Raw genomic sequence first — 20,647 nt, 5'->3', positions numbered from 1 at the left:
TTATCCACTTGTATTGATACGGCTTGATGCATAGCATTAAGCCGTTTTCTTTTTGTAGGATGCAGATATGATTTTGATTGACGGGATGCCAGTTTCATCCATACCTGCGGATGACCGATCTTTTCAATACGGTGATGGTTGTTTTTCAACGATTCTGACAATCGATGGTCAGGTGCAGCACTGGCTGTATCATCAGCAAAGAATGGAAGATTGCCTGAATATATTACAGATCCCATATCCGGACTGGGGTGAAGTGGCGCGATGGATCCGTCAGGTTGTTGTGATGGCTCCTAAAGCTGGCATCAAAATTCATATAAGCCGTGGGAGTGGGGGACGCGGATATAGTCCTAACGCAATTCCCTCACCGAGGGTCACGGTCCAGTCATTTGATTACCCGAAACATTATAATGTATTGATTTCAGATGGTGTTCAGTTAGGTGTCTGCCAGCAACGTCTCGGGCATAACCCATTGTTGGCTGGGCATAAACATAACAACCGTTTGGAACAGGTTTTACTCAAGGCTGAAGCTGAGACATCCGGTTATATGGATGCGGTTGCGCTGGATTTGCACGATCGGGTGATTGAGACAACCATGGCAAATCTATTCTGGTTTCGGGATAATGAGCTCCATACACCGGATTTAACATTGGCGGGTGTTGCCGGAGTGATGAGACGAGTGGTGCTCGATATAGCGACTCAGCAGGGAATTGTGCTTAATATCAGTCACTTTTCTCTGGATGATCTGCTTGGTGCTGATGAAATATTTATAACGAATTCAATTCTGGGGGTTGCACCTGTGGTTCAGATTCAATCAGCGTGCTTTGTGCTGGGAGAGCGGGTGCGAGATTTACAAAAGAGAGTGAACTGGTGTTAAAAAAAATATTATTTGGATGCTGTCTTGTTGCGTTGGTCGTGATTGGGAGTGTGTTCGCCCTTTATCAAAAAGTGGATACTTACCTCACTCAGTCACTTCAACTGCCAACGGAACAGCAATTTGTGACGATTCGTCAGGGTGAATCATTGCGCTCAGTTCTGAAATATTTTGAAGAAAAATCTTGGTTACATCCTTCTATCGCTGCTCACTTAATATACCGATTCTATCCAGCACTGGCTAAAATTAAAGTCGGGACTTACCAAGTACAGTCTGGGGAGTCGTTGCACAATGTATTGCAACGGTTTATCACCGGAGACGAATATCAATTCACGATTACTCTGATTGAAGGAAGCCGTTTTCAAGATGTCTTGCAGAAGCTGGTAACAGAGTCTCATCTGAAACATGAAATTCAGTCGATGTCAGAAGACGAAATCGCAAAAAAATTGTCGATAGATAAACCAAAATTAGAAGGTTTATTTCTTGCAGAGACATATCACTATACTGCTGGTACCAGCGATATAGACATTTTGAAACGGGCGAATCAAAAGTTGAACTCGGTTCTTCAGCATGGGTGGGAAAACCGCCAGAATGGTTTACCTTTGCGTTCTCCTTACGAAGCATTGACATTAGCTTCTATTATTGAGAAAGAAACAGCGATTAAAGATGAGAGACAACTGATTGCCTCTGTCTTTATTAACCGACTCAATAAAAGAATGAGGTTGCAGACTGATCCGACGGTCATTTATGGTATGGGTTCACGCTACGATGGGAATATCCGGAAAAAAGATTTACGCACACCCACACCTTACAATACTTATGTTATTCGCGGGTTGCCTCCGACCCCGATTGCGATGGTGGGGAGAGGCGCAATTCATGCTGCGCTAAACCCTAAAGTCAGTGATTATCTTTATTTTGTCGCAAGTGGGAATGGCGGCCATGTTTTTTCTAAATCATTGGCAGAACACAATGCTGCGGTAAAACGTTATTTAAAACAATTAAGAACGAAGAAATGAAAGCAAAATTTATTGTAGTGGAAGGGTTAGAAGGTGCCGGGAAAAGCACAGCGATCCAAACTGTGGTTGATACTCTGAAAGATTTCGGTGTCTCTTCTGTCGTAAAAACACGAGAGCCGGGAGGAACACCGATTGCTGAGAAATTACGTAGTCTCGTTAAGGAAGAACATGACGGTGAGGTCATCTATGATATGACCGAACTCTTACTGATTTATGCAGCCAGAGTACAGCTCGTTGAAGGCGTTATCAAACCGGCTCTCAACGCTGGACAATGGGTGATTGGTGATCGGCATGATTTGTCTTCTCAGGCTTATCAGGGCGGCGGACGGCAGATTGACCCTGTGATGATTCAAACGTTAAAAGAATCGATTCTGGCGCAGTTTGAACCAGATTTTACGCTCTATCTTGATATCAATCCTGAAATCGGGTTGGAGCGGGCTAGAGGTCGCGGAGAACTTGATCGCATTGAAAAAATGGATTTGAGTTTTTTCGAGCGGACTCGGGCTCGATATTTACAGTTAGCAAATCATGATGAACGAATTCAGGTGATTTCTGCAGAGCAACCATTAGCGCTGGTGCAGAAAGATATACGACATGTGTTAATGAATTGGTTATCTGCACAATAGGGACGCATACCAATGTCACTATACCCTTGGTTTCAACAAATCTGGCAACAATGGTGTCAGACACTTGCTCATAACTCAGTTTCGCCAGCGACGCTACTGGTCGTCAAAGCAGGGATGGGAGAGGCGACTTTTATCGAAGCTGCTGCCCGTTCACTTTTATGTGCTCATGGTTCAGAACTATGTGGTTATTGCCATGGCTGTCAATTGATGGATTCTCAAAGTCATCCTGACTTTCACTGGGTGAAGCCGGAACAAGAAGGGAAGTCAATTACCGTTGATTTGGTTCGGCAGATTAATCAGATTGCGCAGGAGTCTTCTCAGTTTGGTGGCTATCGGGTGATTGTGATTCAACCGGCTCATCTTATGAATGAGTCAGCGGCAAATGCCTTACTGAAGACCTTGGAAGAGCCACCAAGCCACTGTTGCTTTATGCTGGTTACGGATTGTATTGATCGCGTACTACCCACCATTTTAAGCCGGTGTCGTCAGTTGCATGTGTCTGAGCCGGCGCATACCGTTGTTGCAGAATGGCTCGCACAAGAAACAGAGCAGGATATTGCACCGTACATGATTAAACTGAATGATTATGCACCGATTCGGGCGCTTCATTTTATTCAGTCACAGGAGCACGAAAATTATTTACAGTTGGTTGCGTTGTTCTGTCGCTTTCTGGATTCACCTTTGCAGTCGATACATGCGTTGGTTGATGAGATTCAGACGTCCCCGGTGGTACGCTTAACTTGGTTATGGTATTTACTGACTGATGCGCAGAAGTTTCATTTTCAGACTCAAGATAAAATTGTGTTGCCGAAGAGTGAAGAAGTTGCGCAATGTCTTTCTTATAGTATGCTTTATCAACAATACCGAGAATTGATCACGTTACGACATCGTTTGGAAATGCACCGTGGTTTAAACTCAGAACTACTGGTTTTTGACTGGTTATCAAAATTTAAAGGCGCCCCATGTTTGTCGACTCCCACTGCCATTTAGATAAACTCAATTACGATGAGTTACATCTGGATATCCAAGATGTTTTAAATAAAGCGCGCAATGTTCAGGTTGAGCAAATCCTATCTGTGGGCGTGACGTTGGCATCCTTTCCCCAAATGCTAGAAATGATCGAGCCATTTGACTGGGTTCACGCTTCCTGTGGTGTCCATCCTCTGGATGTTGAAAGTAATTTTGCGCTAGATACTTTTTATGAATATGCCAACCATGCCAAAGTCATTGCCATCGGGGAAACAGGGCTTGATTATCATTATCGTCCGGAGACGGCTGAATTACAGAAGTTGAGGTTCATGCAGCAGATCGAAGTTGCTGTCGCGCTGAATAAGCCTCTGATTATTCATACCCGTAACGCAAGAGAAGATACGCTGGCATTGTTGCGTCAAGGAAAAGCGGAGCAATGTCGGGGTGTGATTCACTGTTTTACAGAAGATATGGCATTTGCTCAGGCTGCGATGGATCTTGGTTTTTATATTTCAATTTCTGGGATAGTGACCTTCCGTCAGGCCATGGAATTGAAATCTGTCGTGAAAGACCTTCCTTTAGATCGTCTGTTGATTGAAACAGATTCTCCTTATTTGGCGCCTGTCCCACATCGAGGACAAGAGAATCAACCCGCTTTTGTGACTGAAGTGGCGAAGTGTATCGCGCAGTTAAAAGATATACCTGTAAGTGAAGTTGCGCATCAAACAACCAAGAATTTTCTGGATCTTTTTTTTCTTTGAAAATAAAGTTTGTTGTTAAAAGTATTAGTATGCACTGTTCTAGAGCATTAAATTAATTCGGCACTCAAAAAAATAGATTTTTAGTCGGTTGTTTCGCTGATTTAACCGACATAAATCAAAGAAAAGTTAATTTGTAATAACAATTAACATAGAGGTGTCATTTATTTTCGATGAAAAATTAGATCGTTTGGGGGAATATTTCATATTTATTAATGGGTTATATGTGTTGTAATCCATTTCATAGAGTTTGCTGTGACTGTGATCTATATATTACTTTGAAACTAAAGTTGCTAACTTTCTGGAAAGTTTGAGAGACGTCAATATATATTTAGAGCCGGAAAATATAATGCCTATGTGATTAACTTTCCACGAGAACTTGGGGAATGGCGACGGGGGTGGCCATGAAGTTCTCGTTAAATTAAATTCTAATAACTTACTCAGGAGCATAAAATATGTCTAAGAACCTTTTTGCGGAACTGCAAAAAGTTGGTAAATCATTGATGCTACCCGTATCAGTGTTACCAGTTGCAGGTATATTACTTGGTGTTGGTGCCGCTAATTTTAGCTGGTTACCAGAAGTCATTTCTCATCTGATGGAGCAGGCTGGTGGTTCGGTATTCGGACAGATGGCGTTGTTATTTGCTGTCGGTGTTTCATTAGGTTTTACCAACAATGATGGGGTTTCCGGACTTTCCGCGATCGTGGGTTACGGTATCATGGTTGCGACATTGAATGTCATGGCAACTGTGATGGGCGTTGAATCCATCAATACAGGGGTTCTCGGTGGGATCCTGTCGGGTGGGCTTGCCGCGTGGGCATTTAACCGCTTCTTCAAGATTCAATTACCAGATTATCTAGGTTTCTTTGCTGGTAAACGTGCTGTGCCAATCATCACTGGTTTCTTATCGATTATCCTTGGTGTGGTGCTATCGTTTATTTGGCCACCAATTGGTTCTGCAATTGGTCTATTCTCTGACTGGGCAGCACAACAGAACCCTGTGTTGGCATTCGGTATTTACGGCGTAGTTGAACGTTCTCTTATTCCTTTTGGTTTGCACCACATTTGGAACGTACCATTCTTCTATGAAGCAGGTACATGTACGAACAATGCGGGTCAAATAGCTCATGGTATCATGACTTGCTTCTTGACTGCTGATGATGCCTCTCGTGCTGCAGGTAATGGTTTTGGTCAGCTTGCTGGTGGTTATCTGTTTAAAATGTTTGGTCTGCCTGCTGCTGCTTTTGCAATTGCGCGTTGTGCTAAACCTGAAAACCGTGCAAAAATCATGGGTATCATGGCGTCAGCCGCTCTGACTTCATTCCTGACAGGTATTACTGAACCAATCGAGTTCTCATTCTTGTTCGTTTCACCACTGTTGTACGGTATTCATGCGCTTCTGGCTGGTCTGGCATATGTCATCACTAACTATTTGGGTATAGTTCACGGTCATACATTCTCCAATGGTTTCATTGACTTTGTCGTGCAATCTGCACATGCACAGAAAATGCTACTGCTTGTTGGCGTAGGTCTTGTTTATGCAGTGATCTACTATGTTGTGTTCACTGTTGTTATCCGTGCTCTGGATATCAAAACGCCAGGTCGTGAAGACGACTCGTTGATGGACGATGTGGTTACTAGTGATTCAGAAATGGCATCTGCACTTGTTGCTGCATTTGGTGGTAAAGCGAATATCACAAACTTGGATGCATGTATCACTCGTCTACGTGTTTCAGTTGATAACACTGATGCTGTTGACCAAGATAAACTGAAATCGCTGGGTGCTGCCGGTGTTGTGGTGGTGAAAGGTGGTGTTCAGGCTATCTTCGGTACTCGCTCTGATGTATTGAAAACTGAAATGGACGAATGGATGCGCGGCCATAACTAATGGTTTGATGTATTTCATTTCGTTACCAAAGGGAGCTTCGGCTCCCTTTTTTGATGGTTGGTATCACTGAACGATAAGCAAGTGATAGCCGATTTCTATTCAGAGACTAAAAGTCGTCTACGACATTCCCGTATACTCGGTGATTCATTTCTCAAATACTGGGTATATTCCCACGTCCAGTAAATCGAATTTTTTGAATATCTTTGTTTTACATTTACTCATTCATGACATTAATGACTCTTCAGTTAGTAAAGTAATTCTTATTTGTTCATGTTTATAAGAGAGTCGTGCGATGAGAATAATGACTATTGCTATCGGTGCCCTGACGTTGTCATCATTTGCTTATGCTGCATCATCAGTAACATCATCTCCTCAGGTTGCTGTCGGGATTGGTGTCGATCAGGGGTTAAGTGCAATATTGGAGCTGAATGATCAATATCGTATTTCCGCTGGCAATGATGGTATGAGTGCTGACTACTTGTTTAAGAAAGGAAAATTTGAACAGCCAAATATTCCTGTGGATTGGTATGTGGGAGCCGGTGGTTGGACTGAGTGGGGGGATGATGACAATGATTTTGGTGTCAGACTGCCTCTCGGAGTGGACTGGACATATAAAAATCGCATTCATGTTTATGGTCAGGTTCATCCGGAGCTTGATTTACATGATGATGTAGAGCTTCAGCTCGGTGCTGCGGCCGGTGTGAGCTATCAATTTTAGAAGATTGAGTCAATTGAATGTCGTCAGACATGGCGATTGCGGGGCTGGGTGGTGAGCGCTAGGCGTAAATCATCAAAAAAGGCCGATAGATGGAAATCTATCGGCCTTAATCATTTGCGCGTCGTGAGTCTTAGTCAGATTGACGCATTGCTTTCTTCATACAGATGAACGCACCGCCCCATGTAATGCCTAGGCCAAGAACCATCATAATGATTGCACTGATATCCATGTTATACCTCCTGAGAACGACTTTTCAGGTTAATTGAAATACCGACAACGAGCAGAGCAAGAATCAGAACCCAGCCGATGGTGAGGTCGTAGCCGCCATAACCTTCCGTCAATAATGTGTGAAGTTTAGTGGCCAGAATCGTCGCCAATATGACCGGGGTGATAAAGCGCAGACAAATATCAAACCAGACACCAATGGAAAAGTCTGATTTGGAATTCGCATACTTACGGATATCAGACACTTTGAACAACCATGTCATCATGACAATCTCGACAAAACAGCCGGTCATGATGCCAATATTGTTTGCAAAGTGATCGACCAGATCGAGCAGTAAGATACCGCCATCAGTGACGAAAGCCATTGAAACAATAAAGCCAGTCGCGATGACAATACTTGCGGCCTTGTTCCGACGCCATTTGGTTTTATCAATGATTGCTGACGTGACGGCTTCCATAATCGATATATGAGAGCTTAGACCGGCAACAACGAGTGCGAAGAATAGTAATGGGCCGAAAATGTAGGGTGCTGGCAATAAATTAATTGCGGCTGGCAGGGTAACGAATGCAAGTCCGACTCCAGATGAAACGACATCAGTGAGTTCTTTCCCTTGCTCTTGGGCCATGTAGCCTAACACTGAGAAAATCATGATACCTGCGAGAATCGAAAATCCGCAGTTAATCAATACCGTCATAAATGCATTGTTTGTGATATCTGATTTTTCCGGCAAGTAACTTGAGTAAGCCAGCATAATGGCAAAGCCAATACTCAGGGTAAAGAATATTTGACCGTATGCGGCTGCCCAAACTTTAACATCCCATATCTTACTGAAGTCTGGTTTGAACATGTAATTGATGCCATCTAATGCCCCGGGAAGCATAGACATACGCCCGATCAAAACCAGTACCATAATGAATAGAATCGGCATCATAATTTTAGATGCGCGCTCAATCCCTGACTTCACACCGTTAATGATCGCAATGTAGGTAATCCCCCAAGCAAGCGCGACGGTCAATGCGATATTCCAACGGATACCACCTAAGTTTGTCGGTGTATTCTCACCAAGCCCCAGATAGTTGCTGAAGAAAAATGTATTGGTTTCTGTTCCCCAACCTTGGGTGAATGAAAGACCAAAATAGGAAATAGCCCAGCCGATGACAGCAACATAATAAACACCGATGACAGCAGCAACCCCGACCTGAAACCAACCAAGCCACTCAAATTTTGAATGAATCTGGGAAAGGGTCTTTGGTGCGGAACCGCGGTGTTTCTGCCCCATGCTGAATTCTAAAATCATGAATGGGATACCGGCCGTGAGCATGGCGAAAAGGTAAGGGATAAAAAATGCGCCACCTCCATTTTCATAGGCCATATACGGAAAGCGCCAGATATTACCTAAACCGATAGCGGATCCGACCGCAGCTAAGATAAAACCAGCACGAGAGCCCCATTGTTCTCGCTTCATTTGATACTCCTTTGGTAATGCTTTCTGAGTGATGAATTTTCACCCTATCGTTAATAGTTAGATTATAGTTAGTTTAAACATAGGAAGGGTGAATGATCCCCTTGACTTATTTTTGTTACTTATAATCACTAATATTTAGAATTATATTTTTATTTCTAAGCGATATCTCAGAATATTGTTCTGTGTGTTGTGATGTGTGTGTGCAACATGTGAGATGTTCACCTGTGCGTCGCTATCGAGATTACAGAGTTATAAATAGAAAGGCAATAGATTGTAAATACAATGGATATGTTATGTTACGGTTATATATATTATAAATAACCACATCTGTAGATAATTGCGTTGATAATTTTGTGTATAATTATTAATTACGTCTGATTTTGATGTTTTTTGTGGTGTTTTAATCTATGGTGATATTGTTGTCGCTCTGTCTGCTTTCTATTCAAGAACTAGTGTATTACTCGTTGAAGAAGCAAATTCGTAGTTGTGTTGGTTGTCATATAACCATATTCAAGTCAGGTTATAGAACCGTGTGGTGTCAAGAGGATACATTTATTCGAGTTATATTTGTGATATCCTTTTCATAAGTATGATTTAAGAATTGACAGGAATTACCATCTTATTAGATAGATCTCATGCTGGCGTTACAACCAGCATGAGATCTCTTCTTTTTATCAACAGGGTCTGATGACCCGGAACACTGGAGGTGTGTATGGACGTAGATCTGAAATATGCTGTTGTCATTACAGGTATTATTTTTGCGGTACTAATTGGTTCTGGTTTGATCGTCATTGCTAACTAAATTACAACAGCCACCTATGGGAAAAAACGTTGGTGTAGTTTCTGAACAACAGGTTATTGATGATTGTGACCGTTTGTCTCGGTTCATTGGTGGGAAAAATGCTTTGGTTGCTCAGGGTGGCGGTCAGCGGGGCATTTTTACTGCCGGTGTTCTGGATGCATTTAATCTTTCTAATTTTGATCCGTTTGATGTCTATTACGGCACATCTGCGGGGGCGCTCAACCTTTGTGCATTTCTTTGTCGTCAGCATGGTCTTGGTAAAGCATTCATTACCGACTTAACCACGGACTCTTCATTTTTTAATCTGTTTGCTTATATCAGAAAAAAGCAGTATGTCGATTTGTCGTGGGCTCTTGAGCGTATCGTTGAGTATCCGTATCGGCTTGATTTGGATATGGGGCGTCAGGTCTTAGGGGAAAGAAAGGCATATGCGGCAGTTACGAGTTCAGAAACCTTGATCGATCATTACTTGCCTATGGTTCAGCCAAACTGGAGAGAGGTTCTGTTGGCTTCATGTGCCATTCCGACGCTGTGCCATCATCCAATCAATATCAATGGTGAATCCTATGTTGACGGTGGGATTTCAGCATCGATTCCTGTCCAGGAAGCGTGGCGTCAGGGGGCCCGTTTTATCGCTGTTATTCGGACTGAATCTGTCACCAATGACAAAGCAGGATTACAGTCCGCTAACTTAACACTGAAACCGAGTGAGGCATGGTTGCGCCAGTCGTTTAGCTACCTGCAAAATCAATGGCAGCAAAAAGTCACTCAATGGCGTCAAGACTGGCGTAATTACTTACGTCAGAAAATGTCGCTGGTTCCTCAGGAAGAGATGTTGAATGGCGGTCGCTGGTTATTTGGTTCGGAACAACTGTATCGGATGAGTCATTTAATTGGTGGTTCTATGGATACCCGTCTGACCGATATGTTGATGGTTCATTACCAGACATATGCTTTAACCCTTGAATTTTTAAAACGTCCGCCAGATGATGTGTTTGTCATTCAGATCGCCCCACAACAGCCACTTCGCTCCAACACGTTGCTGAGTAAGAAAAGCGATTTGTTATGGGATTATGAGCAAGGACTACAAGCGGGCTATAACTTTATTCGTAGTTGGGAAAGTGCCCGAGTCTTGAGTGGTCAATCGCTGAAGGCGTCAAAATCAGGGCTGCTGGAGTCATAGCAACCCTGTGGGGATTTTCCTTACGCTCAATTATCTTAAGAAAAGATTAAACTAAAAGACCGGCAGAACTCGCATACAGTTTGTTGTCCCTTCGACGCCCATCACATCACCCTGAGTGATAATCACAATATCACCAAATGCCAGTTGCTTTTTCTCTTTGAGAACCGATAGGGCTTCGAGCGCGATTTCATAGGCTGATTCTTGGTGGCTATCGAAATACCAAGGAATCACCCCACGATACAGCGCACAACGGTTTAATGCTTTTTCATTACTCGACAGGGCGAAGATGGGGAGCTCTGAGTTCAGGCGCGAAGTCATTAATGCCGTTCGACCAGATTCGGTCATGGTCACAATCGCTTGAATTCCGTCCATATGGTTGGCAGCATAAATCGCCGACATGGCGACCGTTTCTTCTGCTGTGACAAATGTGCTCTCCAGCCGATAGCTTTGAGTTTTGATTTCCATCACACTTTCTGCACCAATGCAGACTTCGGCCATCGCTTTTACTGTTTCGACAGGGTATTTCCCTGCTGCCGTTTCCCCGGATAACATCACCGCATCGGTGCCATCGATGACGGCATTGGCAACATCCATGACTTCTGCCCGGGTTGGCATCGGGTTCTCAATCATTGACTCCATCATTTGGGTGGCAGTAATCACAACGCGATTCAGCGCTTTTGCCCGGAAAATTAGTTTCTTCTGCACTCCGACTAATGCCGGATCACCGATTTCAACGCCTAGGTCCCCTCGGGCGACCATAATCACGTCTGATGCCATGATGATGTCGTCAATGATGGCTTGGCTTGAGACTGTTTCTGCGCGTTCGACCTTAGCTACGATCTTGGCTTCTAGGCCGGCATTCCGGGCCAGACGTCGTGCATATTGTATATCTTCACCGTTTCTGGGAAACGAAACGGCCAGGTACTCCACATCGAGCTCGGCCGCCAGTAGAATATCTTGCTTATCTTTTTCGGTGAGAGCTTGAGCGGAAAGACCACCGCCCTGACGGTTAATGCCTTTATTGTTGGAGAGTGGTCCACCGACTGTCACGGTCGTATGAATTTTTTGTCCTTCAACCGCGCCAACTTGCAGCTGAACCCGCCCGTCATCCAGTAACAGAATATCGTTGCGCTGAACATCATTAGGGAGGTTTTTGTAATCAATCCCGACCGCTTCTTGATGACCTGCTCCGGCGGGCATCTCTGCATCCAGTGTAAATCGATCACCAACATTCAGTGTGATCTTTCCGTGCGTAAATGTAGACACACGAATTTTGGGCCCTTGAAGGTCGCCAAGTATTGCCACGTTATGCCCGAGTCTGGCGGCAATTTCACGAACTTTTCTTGCGCGAAGGCGATGATCGTCCGCGGTTCCGTGAGAAAAATTCAGGCGAACAACATTGGCGCCTGCATGGATCAGGGCTTCAAGATTATTATCCCGATCCGTTGAAGGACCAAGGGTTGTTACGATTTTAGTTCTTCGTTGTATTTTTTGAGGCATAATTTGCTCCTGACTGAGAATCATAGAGTGAGCCATGTAAGTATACTTGAGAACGCTCAAAGCGCTGGCGGAATGGATGAAATTTAACATTTTTGTAAAAAATTATCGAAAATTCAGAATGCCTCGGATGAGTGAACATTTGACTCTCAACACAAACTTGATTGATCGTGCGTGATGCCTGTCACGCTCACATACCAAATCGCTTCACAATTACTTTGCAAAGTAAAAAAATTAGCAGGTTGTTGATTTCTGGAGCACATCATGTATACGGCTCAGCCCGGTCATATTGATCACATCAAGCAAATTAATGCTGGTCGTGTTTATAAGTTGATTGATCAAAAAGGTCCTATTTCACGTATTGATCTGTCTAAAGAGAGTGAACTTGCTCCGGCAAGTATCACTAAGATTACACGTGAGCTCATCGATGCTCATCTTATCCATGAAACAACCGTTCAAGAAGCGATTAGCCGCGGGCGTCCTGCTGTCGGCCTGCAAACCAGAAATGAGGGGTGGCAATTTCTCTCGATTCGTCTGGGGCGGGGATATTTGACGATTGCACTTCATGAATTAAGTGGTGATGTGCTGATCGATACCAAAATTGATATTCATGAAGTTGATCAGGATGATTTACTGGCCCGGTTGTTTCACGAGGTCGAAGAATTTTTTCTGACCTATTCTCAGCAACTTGAACGAGTAACCGCGATTGCTGTGACACTACCGGGGTTGGTCGATGCAGAGAGTGGGGTTGTTCTGCAAATGCCCCATTATCATGTTAATCATCTTGCGCTGGGGGCTGAGATTTATCAGGTGACAGGATTACCGGTCTTTATTGCCAATGATACCCGGGCATGGGCACTGGCCGAAAAGCTGTTCGGCCACTCTCAAGGGGATGACAACTCGGTATTAATCTCCATTCACAATGGGTTGAATGCGGGTGTGATTGTCAATGGGCGCGTATTACAGGGTAAACATGGCAACATCGGTGATTTGGGACATATCCAGATTGATCCGCAAGGTTTACTTTGTCATTGTGGGAATCGTGGTTGTCTGGAAACAGTCACGAGTTCGAAGGCTTTGCGCGAACAAGCGATATCAAGAATTGCTCATGGCGAACAGTCGTCATTGAGTCGTCTGACGGAAATTTCAATTGAGGATATTTGTATCGCAGCGGCTCAAGGGGATCCATTATCGTGTGATATTATGGATCGGCTGGGCAGACATCTCGGTCAGGCTATTGCGATCGTCATTAATATGTTTAATCCGGAGAAAGTGCTCATCGGTGGCGTCATTAATCAGGCCAAAGCGATTGTTTATCCTCCGATGCTCAAGTATATCGAGAGTCAATGTAACCCGGCCTACCGCAAGCAGGTCAAAATAGTGGAATCCCGTTTTTATAAACAGTCAACGATGCCCGGTGCCGCGCTCATCAAACAAGCGTTATATGATGGTTCATTATTAATGACCATTGTTGATCGTTAAGCGAAGTGACAGGTCAGAGGTAAGATTACGACTCGTTTCCCTACCATTGTCTATTTTCTGATGTATTCTCCTAGCTTTATCGCTTAATATGTTTCACAGTTACGATCAGGCATTTTGACGACTTTCTTGGTCAGTAAGGTCTTTCTGTTGCTCGACGATGGTTTCCATCAGTCCAAGCGATATATACAGATACGGAAAGTCAGATGTTTCGTGTCGATAAATACGAAGTGTTGGGTACTGAAACGACTATGTTACACAGCACCCGAAAGCGTTTAGGTATATACTATTAACAGTTTTTAATTGGTGGAATCTCGTATGTCAGGTGTTTTAAATACGGTTGACCAGCGCACGAATCTCGTCGGAGAGAATCGCCTTGAACTGCTCCTTTTCAGATTGAACAGTCGACAGATTTTTGCGATTAATGTGTTTAAAGTCAAAGAAGTGATTAAAGTTCCGGTTTTGACCAAAATGCCCGGAGCACATCCACATATTACTGGTGTTGCTTCTTTGCGCGGAGAACCGGTTCCTGTCATCGACTTGAGAAAAGCGATTGGTTTTCCTGCCTCCCAAACAGACTCAGAAGAACAGAACTTGATCATTACGGAATATAATCGGTCGGTTCAGGGCTTTTTAGTCGGACAAGTTCGCAATATCATCAATACCGCTTGGACAGAGATTCAGCCTCCGCCACGGACTGCGGGAAGGGCAAATTACCTGACGGCAATCACTCAGGTGAAAGAACAAGACCAAGCGCACATCGTTGAAATTATCGATGTCGAGAAGGTGCTGGCAGAAATCATTCATTATGATGTGTCGATTTCTGCTGAAGTTCTGGATGAGAATCTAATGCCAGAAATGGTGGGACGCAAGGTGTTGATTGTCGATGACTCGGCAACAGCCAGAAATCAGATCAAAGGCACCTTGTCTCAGTTGGGATTAGAGATCATCGAATGTCGCGATGGGTTAGAAGCATATAACTTGCTGCGAAGATGGTGTGATGAAGGCAAAAATGTCAGCCAAGAAATTCTGTTTATGATCACAGATGCTGAGATGCCGGAAATGGATGGTTACAAACTCACCTATGAAATTCGTAACGATGAGCGGATGAAAGATCTGCATATCACCTTAAACACATCGTTGAGTGGTAGTTTTAATGAAGCAATGGTGAAAAAAGTCGGATGTGACCGCTTTATATCGAAGTTTCAGCCAGACATGTTAGTTCAGGTCGCACAAGACCGATTACGTGAAATCTTATCCTGATTTGTCGATTAAGCGTTTTTAAAGTACCGGGTCATCGATTGGATGGCCCGGTTTCGTATTGAATCCGTGCCGATGTTAAAGAGAACGGCAGGCCTGAATGAGCCGTTAGTCTTTCAACTGTGCCGCGATACATTCACCATGAACGGCCCGACCTTCGGGCGCCATCAGATAAAGATATAGTGGCATAATATCTTGTGGTGTTTTCAATGTATCCGGATTTTCAGATGGAAATGCGCACGCACGCATTCCTGTGCGTGTACCGCCCGGATTGATTGCATTGACACGAATATTGGTCTCGCGAAGTTCATCCGCCAGGATCTGCATCATGCCTTCCGTGGCAAATTTTGAGATTGAATAGGTTCCCCAATGAGCGCGCCCCTGATGTCCGACCGTTGAACTCGTAAAGACAATGCGCGCATCGTCAGATTGACGCAATAGCGGTAATAGTGCCTGCGTCATCATGAGCTGAGCACGGACATTCACTTGCATGACCGCATCATAAGTCGCGAGTTCGATTTGCTCAAGTAAGCAAAGTGTTCCCAGTAAACCAGCGTTATGCAGAACCCCGTCCAGACGACCGAATTGGTTCTCAATCGTCTGCATCAATTCACAATAATCCTGTTGTGTTGCCTCTTGTAAATCTATAGAAATGATCGTCGGCTCCGGTGCTTCGAGTGCAACAATTTCATCATAGGTCTGTTCCAGTTTTTTTACCGTACGGCCAAGTAAAACAACCGTTGCGCCATGTTGAGCAAAACTGATTGCAGCCTGTTTGCCAATGCCATCACCGGCACCGGTTACCAAAATCACACGGTTTTTTAGTGTGTTTGGTGAAACAGAATAATTCATCTAGCCTCCTTTTGTTATGCTTTGTTGTTTAAGATGGTTACAATACACGAATTCGTAAAGGAGAGGATGAGAACATTGGATTTTTTATTGGATTACGGCCTGTTTCTGGCCAAGATTGCGACGTTAGTTGTCGCGCTTGTCGTCATACTTGTGATTGTCAAATCAGTTAGTGCAAAGAGCCACGGTGCCAAAGGTGAGTTGGAAATTATCGATCTGACAGAACAATATAAACAGACAACACATCATTTAGAATCTTACCTGCATGATGACGCTTATCTGAAAGCGCGTAATAAAGCAGAGAAGAAAAAAGAGAAAGCCGAGCATAAATCTGCTGAGAAAGAGATCAAAAAAGCAGCGAAAGAAGGGGCTCTTGAAGCCCAGCGAGAATCGCATCTGTTTGTGCTTGATTTCCACGGTAGTATCGATGCAAAAGAAGTTACCTCTCTTCGTGAAGAAGTCTCCGCTATTCTGGCGGTTGCACAATCCGGTGATGAAGTCTTGCTACGACTTGAATCCGGTGGTGGTATGGTTCATGGTTACGGTCTGGCCGCTTCACAGCTTGATCGTCTGAAATCGGCTGGATTACCCCTCACCATTGCTGTTGATAAAGTGGCTGCGAGCGGCGGATACATGATGGCATGTATCGCGGATAAACTGGTTGCCGCGCCTTTCGCGATTGTGGGGTCAATTGGTGTTATTGCTCAGTTACCGAATTTCAATAAGCTATTGAAAAAAAATAATATTGAGTTTGAGCAGTTGACCGCTGGTGAATTTAAACGCACCTTAACCATGTTTGGTGAGAATACCGACAAAGCACGCGATAAATTCAAACAGGAACTGGAAGAAACACATGTGCTGTTTAAGCATTTTATCCGCGAGCACCGTGCATCACTTGATGTCGATAAAGTGTCAACAGGTGAGCACTGGTTTGGTACGCAAGCGAAAGATTTAGGGTTGATTGATGATATTCGTACATCGGATGATTTGGTGACTGAAGCTTGTCAGCAGAAAAAGGTGCTATCTGTCCATTATGTGCAAAAGAAAAAATTGACCGAAAAACTACCCGGAATGGCTGGCGAAGCCGCTGACCGTGTTTTACTCAAATTGATTAGTCGGGGACAACGTCCTATCGTTTGAGATCCTATCGTACCCCATCGTCAGTATGGGGTACGTTCATTCCGGTAACATCACAATGTGGGTCGGATCAATGAGTCATGAGCGCTTTTAATGGTGACTGTGGCTGTGATTATGGGCCGGCGCTTTTTTGAACAGACGCTGGTAGATTCGCGTCATGAGGTCGTTGCCAATCAACAGCATCAGGAACAGTGCTGATAGTCCGGCTAACCAAAACGGCATGAGACTATTACTACTCCCTAATTCACTTTGAATATCGATATGCCAGAGATCGACTAACGCATTAGTCAGATAGCCAAATCCGATGGCAACCCCAATCACACCAAGCAAGTAACTTCCTAGAGCGTGCCAGCCCATTTCACGACGTACAATGCCTAATGTGGCAACGTTCGTTGCAGGACCTGCCAGCAAAAAGACCAACACGGCACCGGGTGAAACCCCAGCCATTAAAAGTCCAGCGGCTAAGGGGGTCGAGGCGGAAGCACAGATGTACATGGGAACACCAATCAAAGCCATGATCACCATTGCCCAGCCACCCCGGCTGACTTCTGCCAATGCATCGTAAGGGACCAAAGCAACAACACAGGCAGAAATGATGAGGCCGACTAACAGCCAGAGGGAGAGATCGCCTAACAGTTCAGTAAACGCATAAACCTGACCTTGCCAGATTCTGCGCCAGAGCGAGTCCGGGTGTGCTTGAGAATCGGGAGCGTGCTCTTGCTGGCTATGGCAGCAACAGTGACCAGTGCCTTGAGAACTACAGGCGGTTGGTTGTTGTTCGGGACGTGTTTCCGACTGGGAAGCTGATTTTTCACCTGATAAAACCAACATTGCGGCAGCAATCGATGAACAGACAGCCGCAATGGGGCGGATAATGGTCATAAATGGGCCAAGTAACGCGTAAGAGATTGCGATTGAATCAACACCAGTCTCCGGTGTTGAGATCAGAAAAGCCGTTGTCGCTCCTTTAGAGGCCCCGGCCCGTCGCAGTCCGACTGCTGCGGGAATCACGCCGCATGAACATAAGGGGAGGGGAATGCCTAAAATGGCAGCTTTAATGATGGGCCAGAATCCGTGCCCTTTTAAGTGATGACCCAATTTGTCACTTTTGATAAATGTATGCAGGAGTCCGGCGATCATCAGCCCCAGCAGGAGCCAGAATGCTGCATCCAGCCATAAATCGACAAAGGCCTGACTAATGCGTGCTATGGTGTTCATGAGTACGCTCCTCTGGTGATGATTCGGTATCCGCTAATGCGGTCAGAATGGTGCAATGCTCCGCAGAATGAGAGCCGCCACAACAGCGATTATTGAGCACCGTCAGTGCATTATACACATGCTGTAATTCATTAATTTTTTGTTGAATTTCTTGCTGTTTTGCCTGAGTAATCGCTTTGACTTCTTCACAGGTGTGCTCGCCCCGGGCAATCTCCAGTGCCAACAATTCCCCGATTTCTTTCAAACTTAAACCCACACGCTGGGCACGTTGAATGAATTTAAGTCGGTCAATACAAATAGGATCAAAACGTCGGTATCCGTTGTCATCTCTGTTCGCCTGCAACAGACCTTGTTGTTCGTAATAGCGAATGGTTTCTGGAGAGACACCGACCGCTTTTGCCAGTTCACCCCGTTTGAGTGTTCTCATATCCATGCTCTCTTCATTCGGATAACATAGAACGAGTTTAAACCCTGTAGCCAAGTACAGGGTCAAGTATTTTTTAAAATTTTATCTGTTTGGTTCTGGTTATGCTCTCTGACGCGCGATGCCATGACAAGAGGCTTTCGTGCATCATTCCTGATCGATAATCCATTTACGGAACGCTTTTCGTTCCTGTTCGGTCGATTTTTGATACCAGTGTTTAAGCTGAGAGAGATTGGGAGAGCTTGCAGATGTTAGCTGTTTTGATGGGGTTATTTGAGTTGCAGGTGCATTGTGTTTGGCAGACGGAGCAGGCTGTGGTGATGTGGCGGCCGTATCCTGAATATCAGAGACTGCGCTGACATGAATGGCGGCAATACCTGACCCCGCATTGTAATGTTGTGCTTCTTGTACGTAATCACGGCCAACCTGAAGGCCATTTTTCTGTAAGGTATCTTCTGCGATGACCACATTATTGCCCTGTGCATCAACGAGGGCCCATTGCATATGGTCGATTTTTTGCCGGGCTTGGGTCAGGCTACGATAAGACGGCAGTTTAAAATGCAACTGAGTATCTGACGCTTTAAATTTGGCAATAATCACCTGACTATAAGCATGTTGAATATCTTTACTAATTTCAAATTCAGGGGAGTATTTGAAGACGATTTGGTTGATCCCATTGTCTAACTCTTCCTTATTTGAAGGAAATAAGCCGCTTGCCTTTTCGGGCGGTTGCGCATTGATAGCAAACACCTCTACGTTATCCGGAATCTGTAAAACGGTTTTAGCTGCGGCGGTACATGGAACGATACCCAGTGACAGCGTGAAGAGTAATGGCAATGCGATTTTCATTTTTATTCCTTGAGGCAAACAGGTTATGAACGGACGATATCGATTGTAGGGATAAAGGCAGGTTGATACAAAAAGAAGATGTCAATCAATCAGGTCACAGCCGAAGGCAGACGACTGTGACCATGCATATTATGAATTACCAGTAGATGCGGACACCGACGCCCCAATAGCTGTCATTGCCGATTTTATCAGAATCATTAAATCCAGTTTCAGCATAGACTTTGGTCCAACTCGCGTATTTATACAGTAAACCGGAGTACACGCCATTAAAGTCATTCCCTTCTTGCTGAAGGTCTTTAATGAATTCATAACCGCCGTACAGCGATAGCTTTTCTGTGAAGCTATAAGAGCCAGCCAGTGCAACAGAATCTGAAGTGAGCTTGGTGTTTTTCACATTGTCATCCACTTCTGCATGCCAGTAAGTGGTTCCCAAATTCCAGCCATCACCGACATAATTGACGGTCAACATGCCATGTTTCAGCTCTTTGTTTTTGACTGTGATGGTTTTCGCTTCAACCGTGTGGCTTACGCCACCAGAGGTGATGGTGACATCATCTGTTTTTGTTGAGGTGGTTTTATCTTCCTGATAACCGACGCCACCGTACAATTCGATATTACCGAACGTGGTTCCGGCAAAGATTTCCGCTGTAGTCGGGTCATCATTACCGTTTTTGTATGAATAAGCTGCTTTAAACCAGCCTGCTGAGCCTTCGAGCGTATACTTGATCATCGCATCCTGAAGCCAGTTCATGTCATAACCATCCATTTCAGGAAGCATGCTATAACCTAAACCAATCCAGTCGTTTTCAACCCCCCAGACATCATCACTCAGAATACTCTGTTTACCAACGGTTACTGTGCCCCATTCCTTGGATGCAAAACCGAGATAGTGTTTACGGCTGTCGCCACTGTTGCTTTGACCGATGCCAAATTCAACGGTTGCCAGCACGTCAAGATCATCATTGATGGTGTAGATAGAATTGACCCCGGCCCGGGATGAGCCTGAAGAGAGAGTGGTGTGTGTATCATCACTTTTCCCACCCCAATCCACTTGTTTCAATTCTTCGCGGAGTTGGCCGTAAAAGTCTACCGATGCGGAGTCTGTTTTGAGAATTTCAGCAGCATTAACCACATTTGCAGCTGAAAGCACTGCGAGCGCTATGAGCGTTTTTTTCATAATAGTCCATTACCTTTTTTATTAAAAACCAGAAGCCCTTTCCTGGCTCCCTGTATTTCTGCTTATTATGTGTATCTACAATCAGTGATATCAGTCAATAATCGCGAGAATTAGATTGCAAGAGGTAAATATATGTGTCAAGTGGGATAGTTTGTTGTTTGTTGTTTGTATTTTTTTATTTAAAAACAATTATTTAAGTTATTTTTAGGTGTGATGTGTCAGTGTTTTTACAGA

20 protein-coding genes are annotated in these 20,647 nt (G+C 44.4%); 12 read left to right on the top strand and 8 right to left on the bottom strand.

Annotated elements, in window-relative coordinates; translation table 11 throughout:
- Nucleotides 1–67 precede the first annotated feature (67 nt).
- The 7 genes from pabC (at nt 68) to OCU60_RS11585 (ending at nt 6,847) form a co-directional block, all read left to right on the top strand.
- Nucleotides 68–874, top strand: a complete 807-nt coding sequence (pabC, locus tag OCU60_RS11615) for an aminodeoxychorismate lyase (RefSeq protein ID WP_074373237.1) — start codon at nt 68–70, stop codon at nt 872–874.
- Entirely contained in the window at nt 865–1,887 is a 1,023-nt protein-coding gene (gene mltG, locus OCU60_RS11610) for an endolytic transglycosylase MltG (protein ID WP_182288652.1), read from the top strand. Before pabC ends, mltG begins: the two co-directional genes overlap by 10 nt.
- Nucleotides 1,884–2,513, top strand: coding sequence for a dTMP kinase (gene tmk, locus OCU60_RS11605; RefSeq protein ID WP_074373239.1), 630 nt, complete (start codon nt 1,884–1,886; stop codon nt 2,511–2,513). The genes mltG and tmk overlap by 4 nt, the downstream gene beginning before the upstream one ends.
- 12 nt (nt 2,514–2,525) lie before the next feature.
- Nucleotides 2,526–3,503 carry a DNA polymerase III subunit delta' gene (gene holB / locus OCU60_RS11600; protein WP_074373240.1) on the top strand — a complete coding sequence of 326 codons (978 nt, stop codon included), beginning with the start codon at nt 2,526–2,528 and terminating at the stop codon, nt 3,501–3,503.
- Nucleotides 3,476–4,243 carry a TatD family hydrolase gene (locus OCU60_RS11595; RefSeq protein WP_074373241.1) on the top strand — a complete coding sequence of 256 codons (768 nt, stop codon included), beginning with the start codon at nt 3,476–3,478 and terminating at the stop codon, nt 4,241–4,243. Before holB ends, OCU60_RS11595 begins: the two co-directional genes overlap by 28 nt.
- Before the next feature lie 452 nt (nt 4,244–4,695).
- A complete protein-coding gene (gene ptsG, locus OCU60_RS11590) occupies nt 4,696–6,129 on the top strand; it encodes a PTS glucose transporter subunit IIBC (protein WP_074373242.1) in 1,434 nt (477 codons plus the stop codon).
- Between the two features lie 292 nt (nt 6,130–6,421).
- Complete coding sequence (locus OCU60_RS11585) at nt 6,422–6,847, top strand: hypothetical protein (protein ID WP_074373243.1); 426 nt, start codon at nt 6,422–6,424, stop codon at nt 6,845–6,847.
- 130 nt (nt 6,848–6,977) lie between these two features.
- Here the strand turns inward: OCU60_RS11585 and OCU60_RS11580 are convergent, their stop codons facing one another.
- Nucleotides 6,978–7,076: a MetS family NSS transporter small subunit gene (locus OCU60_RS11580; protein WP_095533306.1), complete on the bottom strand. Its 99-nt coding sequence runs from the start codon at nt 7,074–7,076 to the stop codon at nt 6,978–6,980.
- A 1-nt stretch (nt 7,077) separates the two neighbouring features.
- Complete coding sequence (locus OCU60_RS11575; RefSeq protein WP_074373244.1) at nt 7,078–8,538, bottom strand: sodium-dependent transporter; 1,461 nt, start codon at nt 8,536–8,538, stop codon at nt 7,078–7,080.
- Nucleotides 8,539–9,250: 712 nt separating this feature from the next.
- On the opposite strand from OCU60_RS11575, the gene cydH reads away from it, so the two are divergent.
- Both cydH and OCU60_RS11565 read left to right on the top strand, forming a co-directional pair.
- Entirely contained in the window at nt 9,251–9,340 is a 90-nt protein-coding gene (cydH, locus tag OCU60_RS11570; RefSeq protein WP_095533307.1) for a cytochrome bd-I oxidase subunit CydH, read from the top strand.
- A 16-nt stretch (nt 9,341–9,356) separates the two neighbouring features.
- On the top strand, nt 9,357–10,523 hold the full coding sequence (locus OCU60_RS11565) for a patatin-like phospholipase family protein (protein ID WP_074373245.1): 1,167 nt from the start codon (nt 9,357–9,359) through the stop codon (nt 10,521–10,523).
- 51 nt (nt 10,524–10,574) lie between these two features.
- Here OCU60_RS11565 and pyk read toward each other — a convergent pair whose 3' ends face one another.
- Entirely contained in the window at nt 10,575–12,023 is a 1,449-nt protein-coding gene (pyk, locus tag OCU60_RS11560; protein WP_074373246.1) for a pyruvate kinase, read from the bottom strand.
- Between the two features lie 261 nt (nt 12,024–12,284).
- Between pyk and mlc the strand changes: the two genes are divergently transcribed.
- Together mlc and OCU60_RS11550 are read left to right on the top strand one after the other, a co-directional pair.
- Nucleotides 12,285–13,502, top strand: a complete 1,218-nt coding sequence (mlc, locus tag OCU60_RS11555; protein ID WP_074373247.1) for a sugar metabolism global transcriptional regulator Mlc — start codon at nt 12,285–12,287, stop codon at nt 13,500–13,502.
- 315 nt (nt 13,503–13,817) lie between these two features.
- Entirely contained in the window at nt 13,818–14,762 is a 945-nt protein-coding gene (locus OCU60_RS11550) for a chemotaxis protein CheV (RefSeq protein ID WP_074373248.1), read from the top strand.
- A 105-nt stretch (nt 14,763–14,867) separates the two neighbouring features.
- Here OCU60_RS11550 and OCU60_RS11545 read toward each other — a convergent pair whose 3' ends face one another.
- Nucleotides 14,868–15,611 (bottom strand): YciK family oxidoreductase, encoded by a 744-nt coding sequence (locus OCU60_RS11545; protein WP_074373249.1) that lies wholly within the window; start codon nt 15,609–15,611, stop codon nt 14,868–14,870.
- Nucleotides 15,612–15,686: 75 nt separating this feature from the next.
- Here OCU60_RS11545 and sohB point away from each other — a divergent pair, with 75 nt between their 5' ends.
- Entirely contained in the window at nt 15,687–16,748 is a 1,062-nt protein-coding gene (gene sohB, locus OCU60_RS11540; RefSeq protein ID WP_083602678.1) for a protease SohB, read from the top strand.
- 87 nt (nt 16,749–16,835) lie between these two features.
- On the opposite strand, the gene OCU60_RS11535 is transcribed toward sohB, so the two are convergent.
- From OCU60_RS11535 to OCU60_RS11520, 4 genes are all read right to left on the bottom strand, one after another.
- Complete coding sequence (locus OCU60_RS11535) at nt 16,836–17,963, bottom strand: SO_0444 family Cu/Zn efflux transporter (protein ID WP_074373251.1); 1,128 nt, start codon at nt 17,961–17,963, stop codon at nt 16,836–16,838.
- Nucleotides 17,941–18,396: a Zn(2+)-responsive transcriptional regulator gene (gene zntR, locus OCU60_RS11530; RefSeq protein WP_228448872.1), complete on the bottom strand. Its 456-nt coding sequence runs from the start codon at nt 18,394–18,396 to the stop codon at nt 17,941–17,943. Before zntR ends, OCU60_RS11535 begins: the two co-directional genes overlap by 23 nt.
- A gap of 138 nt (nt 18,397–18,534) precedes the next feature.
- Complete coding sequence (locus OCU60_RS11525) at nt 18,535–19,236, bottom strand: DUF2057 family protein (protein ID WP_074373252.1); 702 nt, start codon at nt 19,234–19,236, stop codon at nt 18,535–18,537.
- Nucleotides 19,237–19,372: 136 nt separating this feature from the next.
- Complete coding sequence (locus OCU60_RS11520) at nt 19,373–20,413, bottom strand: porin (protein WP_074373253.1); 1,041 nt, start codon at nt 20,411–20,413, stop codon at nt 19,373–19,375.
- Nucleotides 20,414–20,647 lie beyond the last annotated feature (234 nt).

Source organism: Vibrio spartinae (assembly GCF_024347135.1).
Lineage (GTDB): Bacteria > Pseudomonadota > Gammaproteobacteria > Enterobacterales > Vibrionaceae > Vibrio > Vibrio spartinae.
The sequence above is the reverse complement of the archived record's forward strand: the minus strand, read 5'-3'. Positions and strand labels throughout refer to the sequence as shown.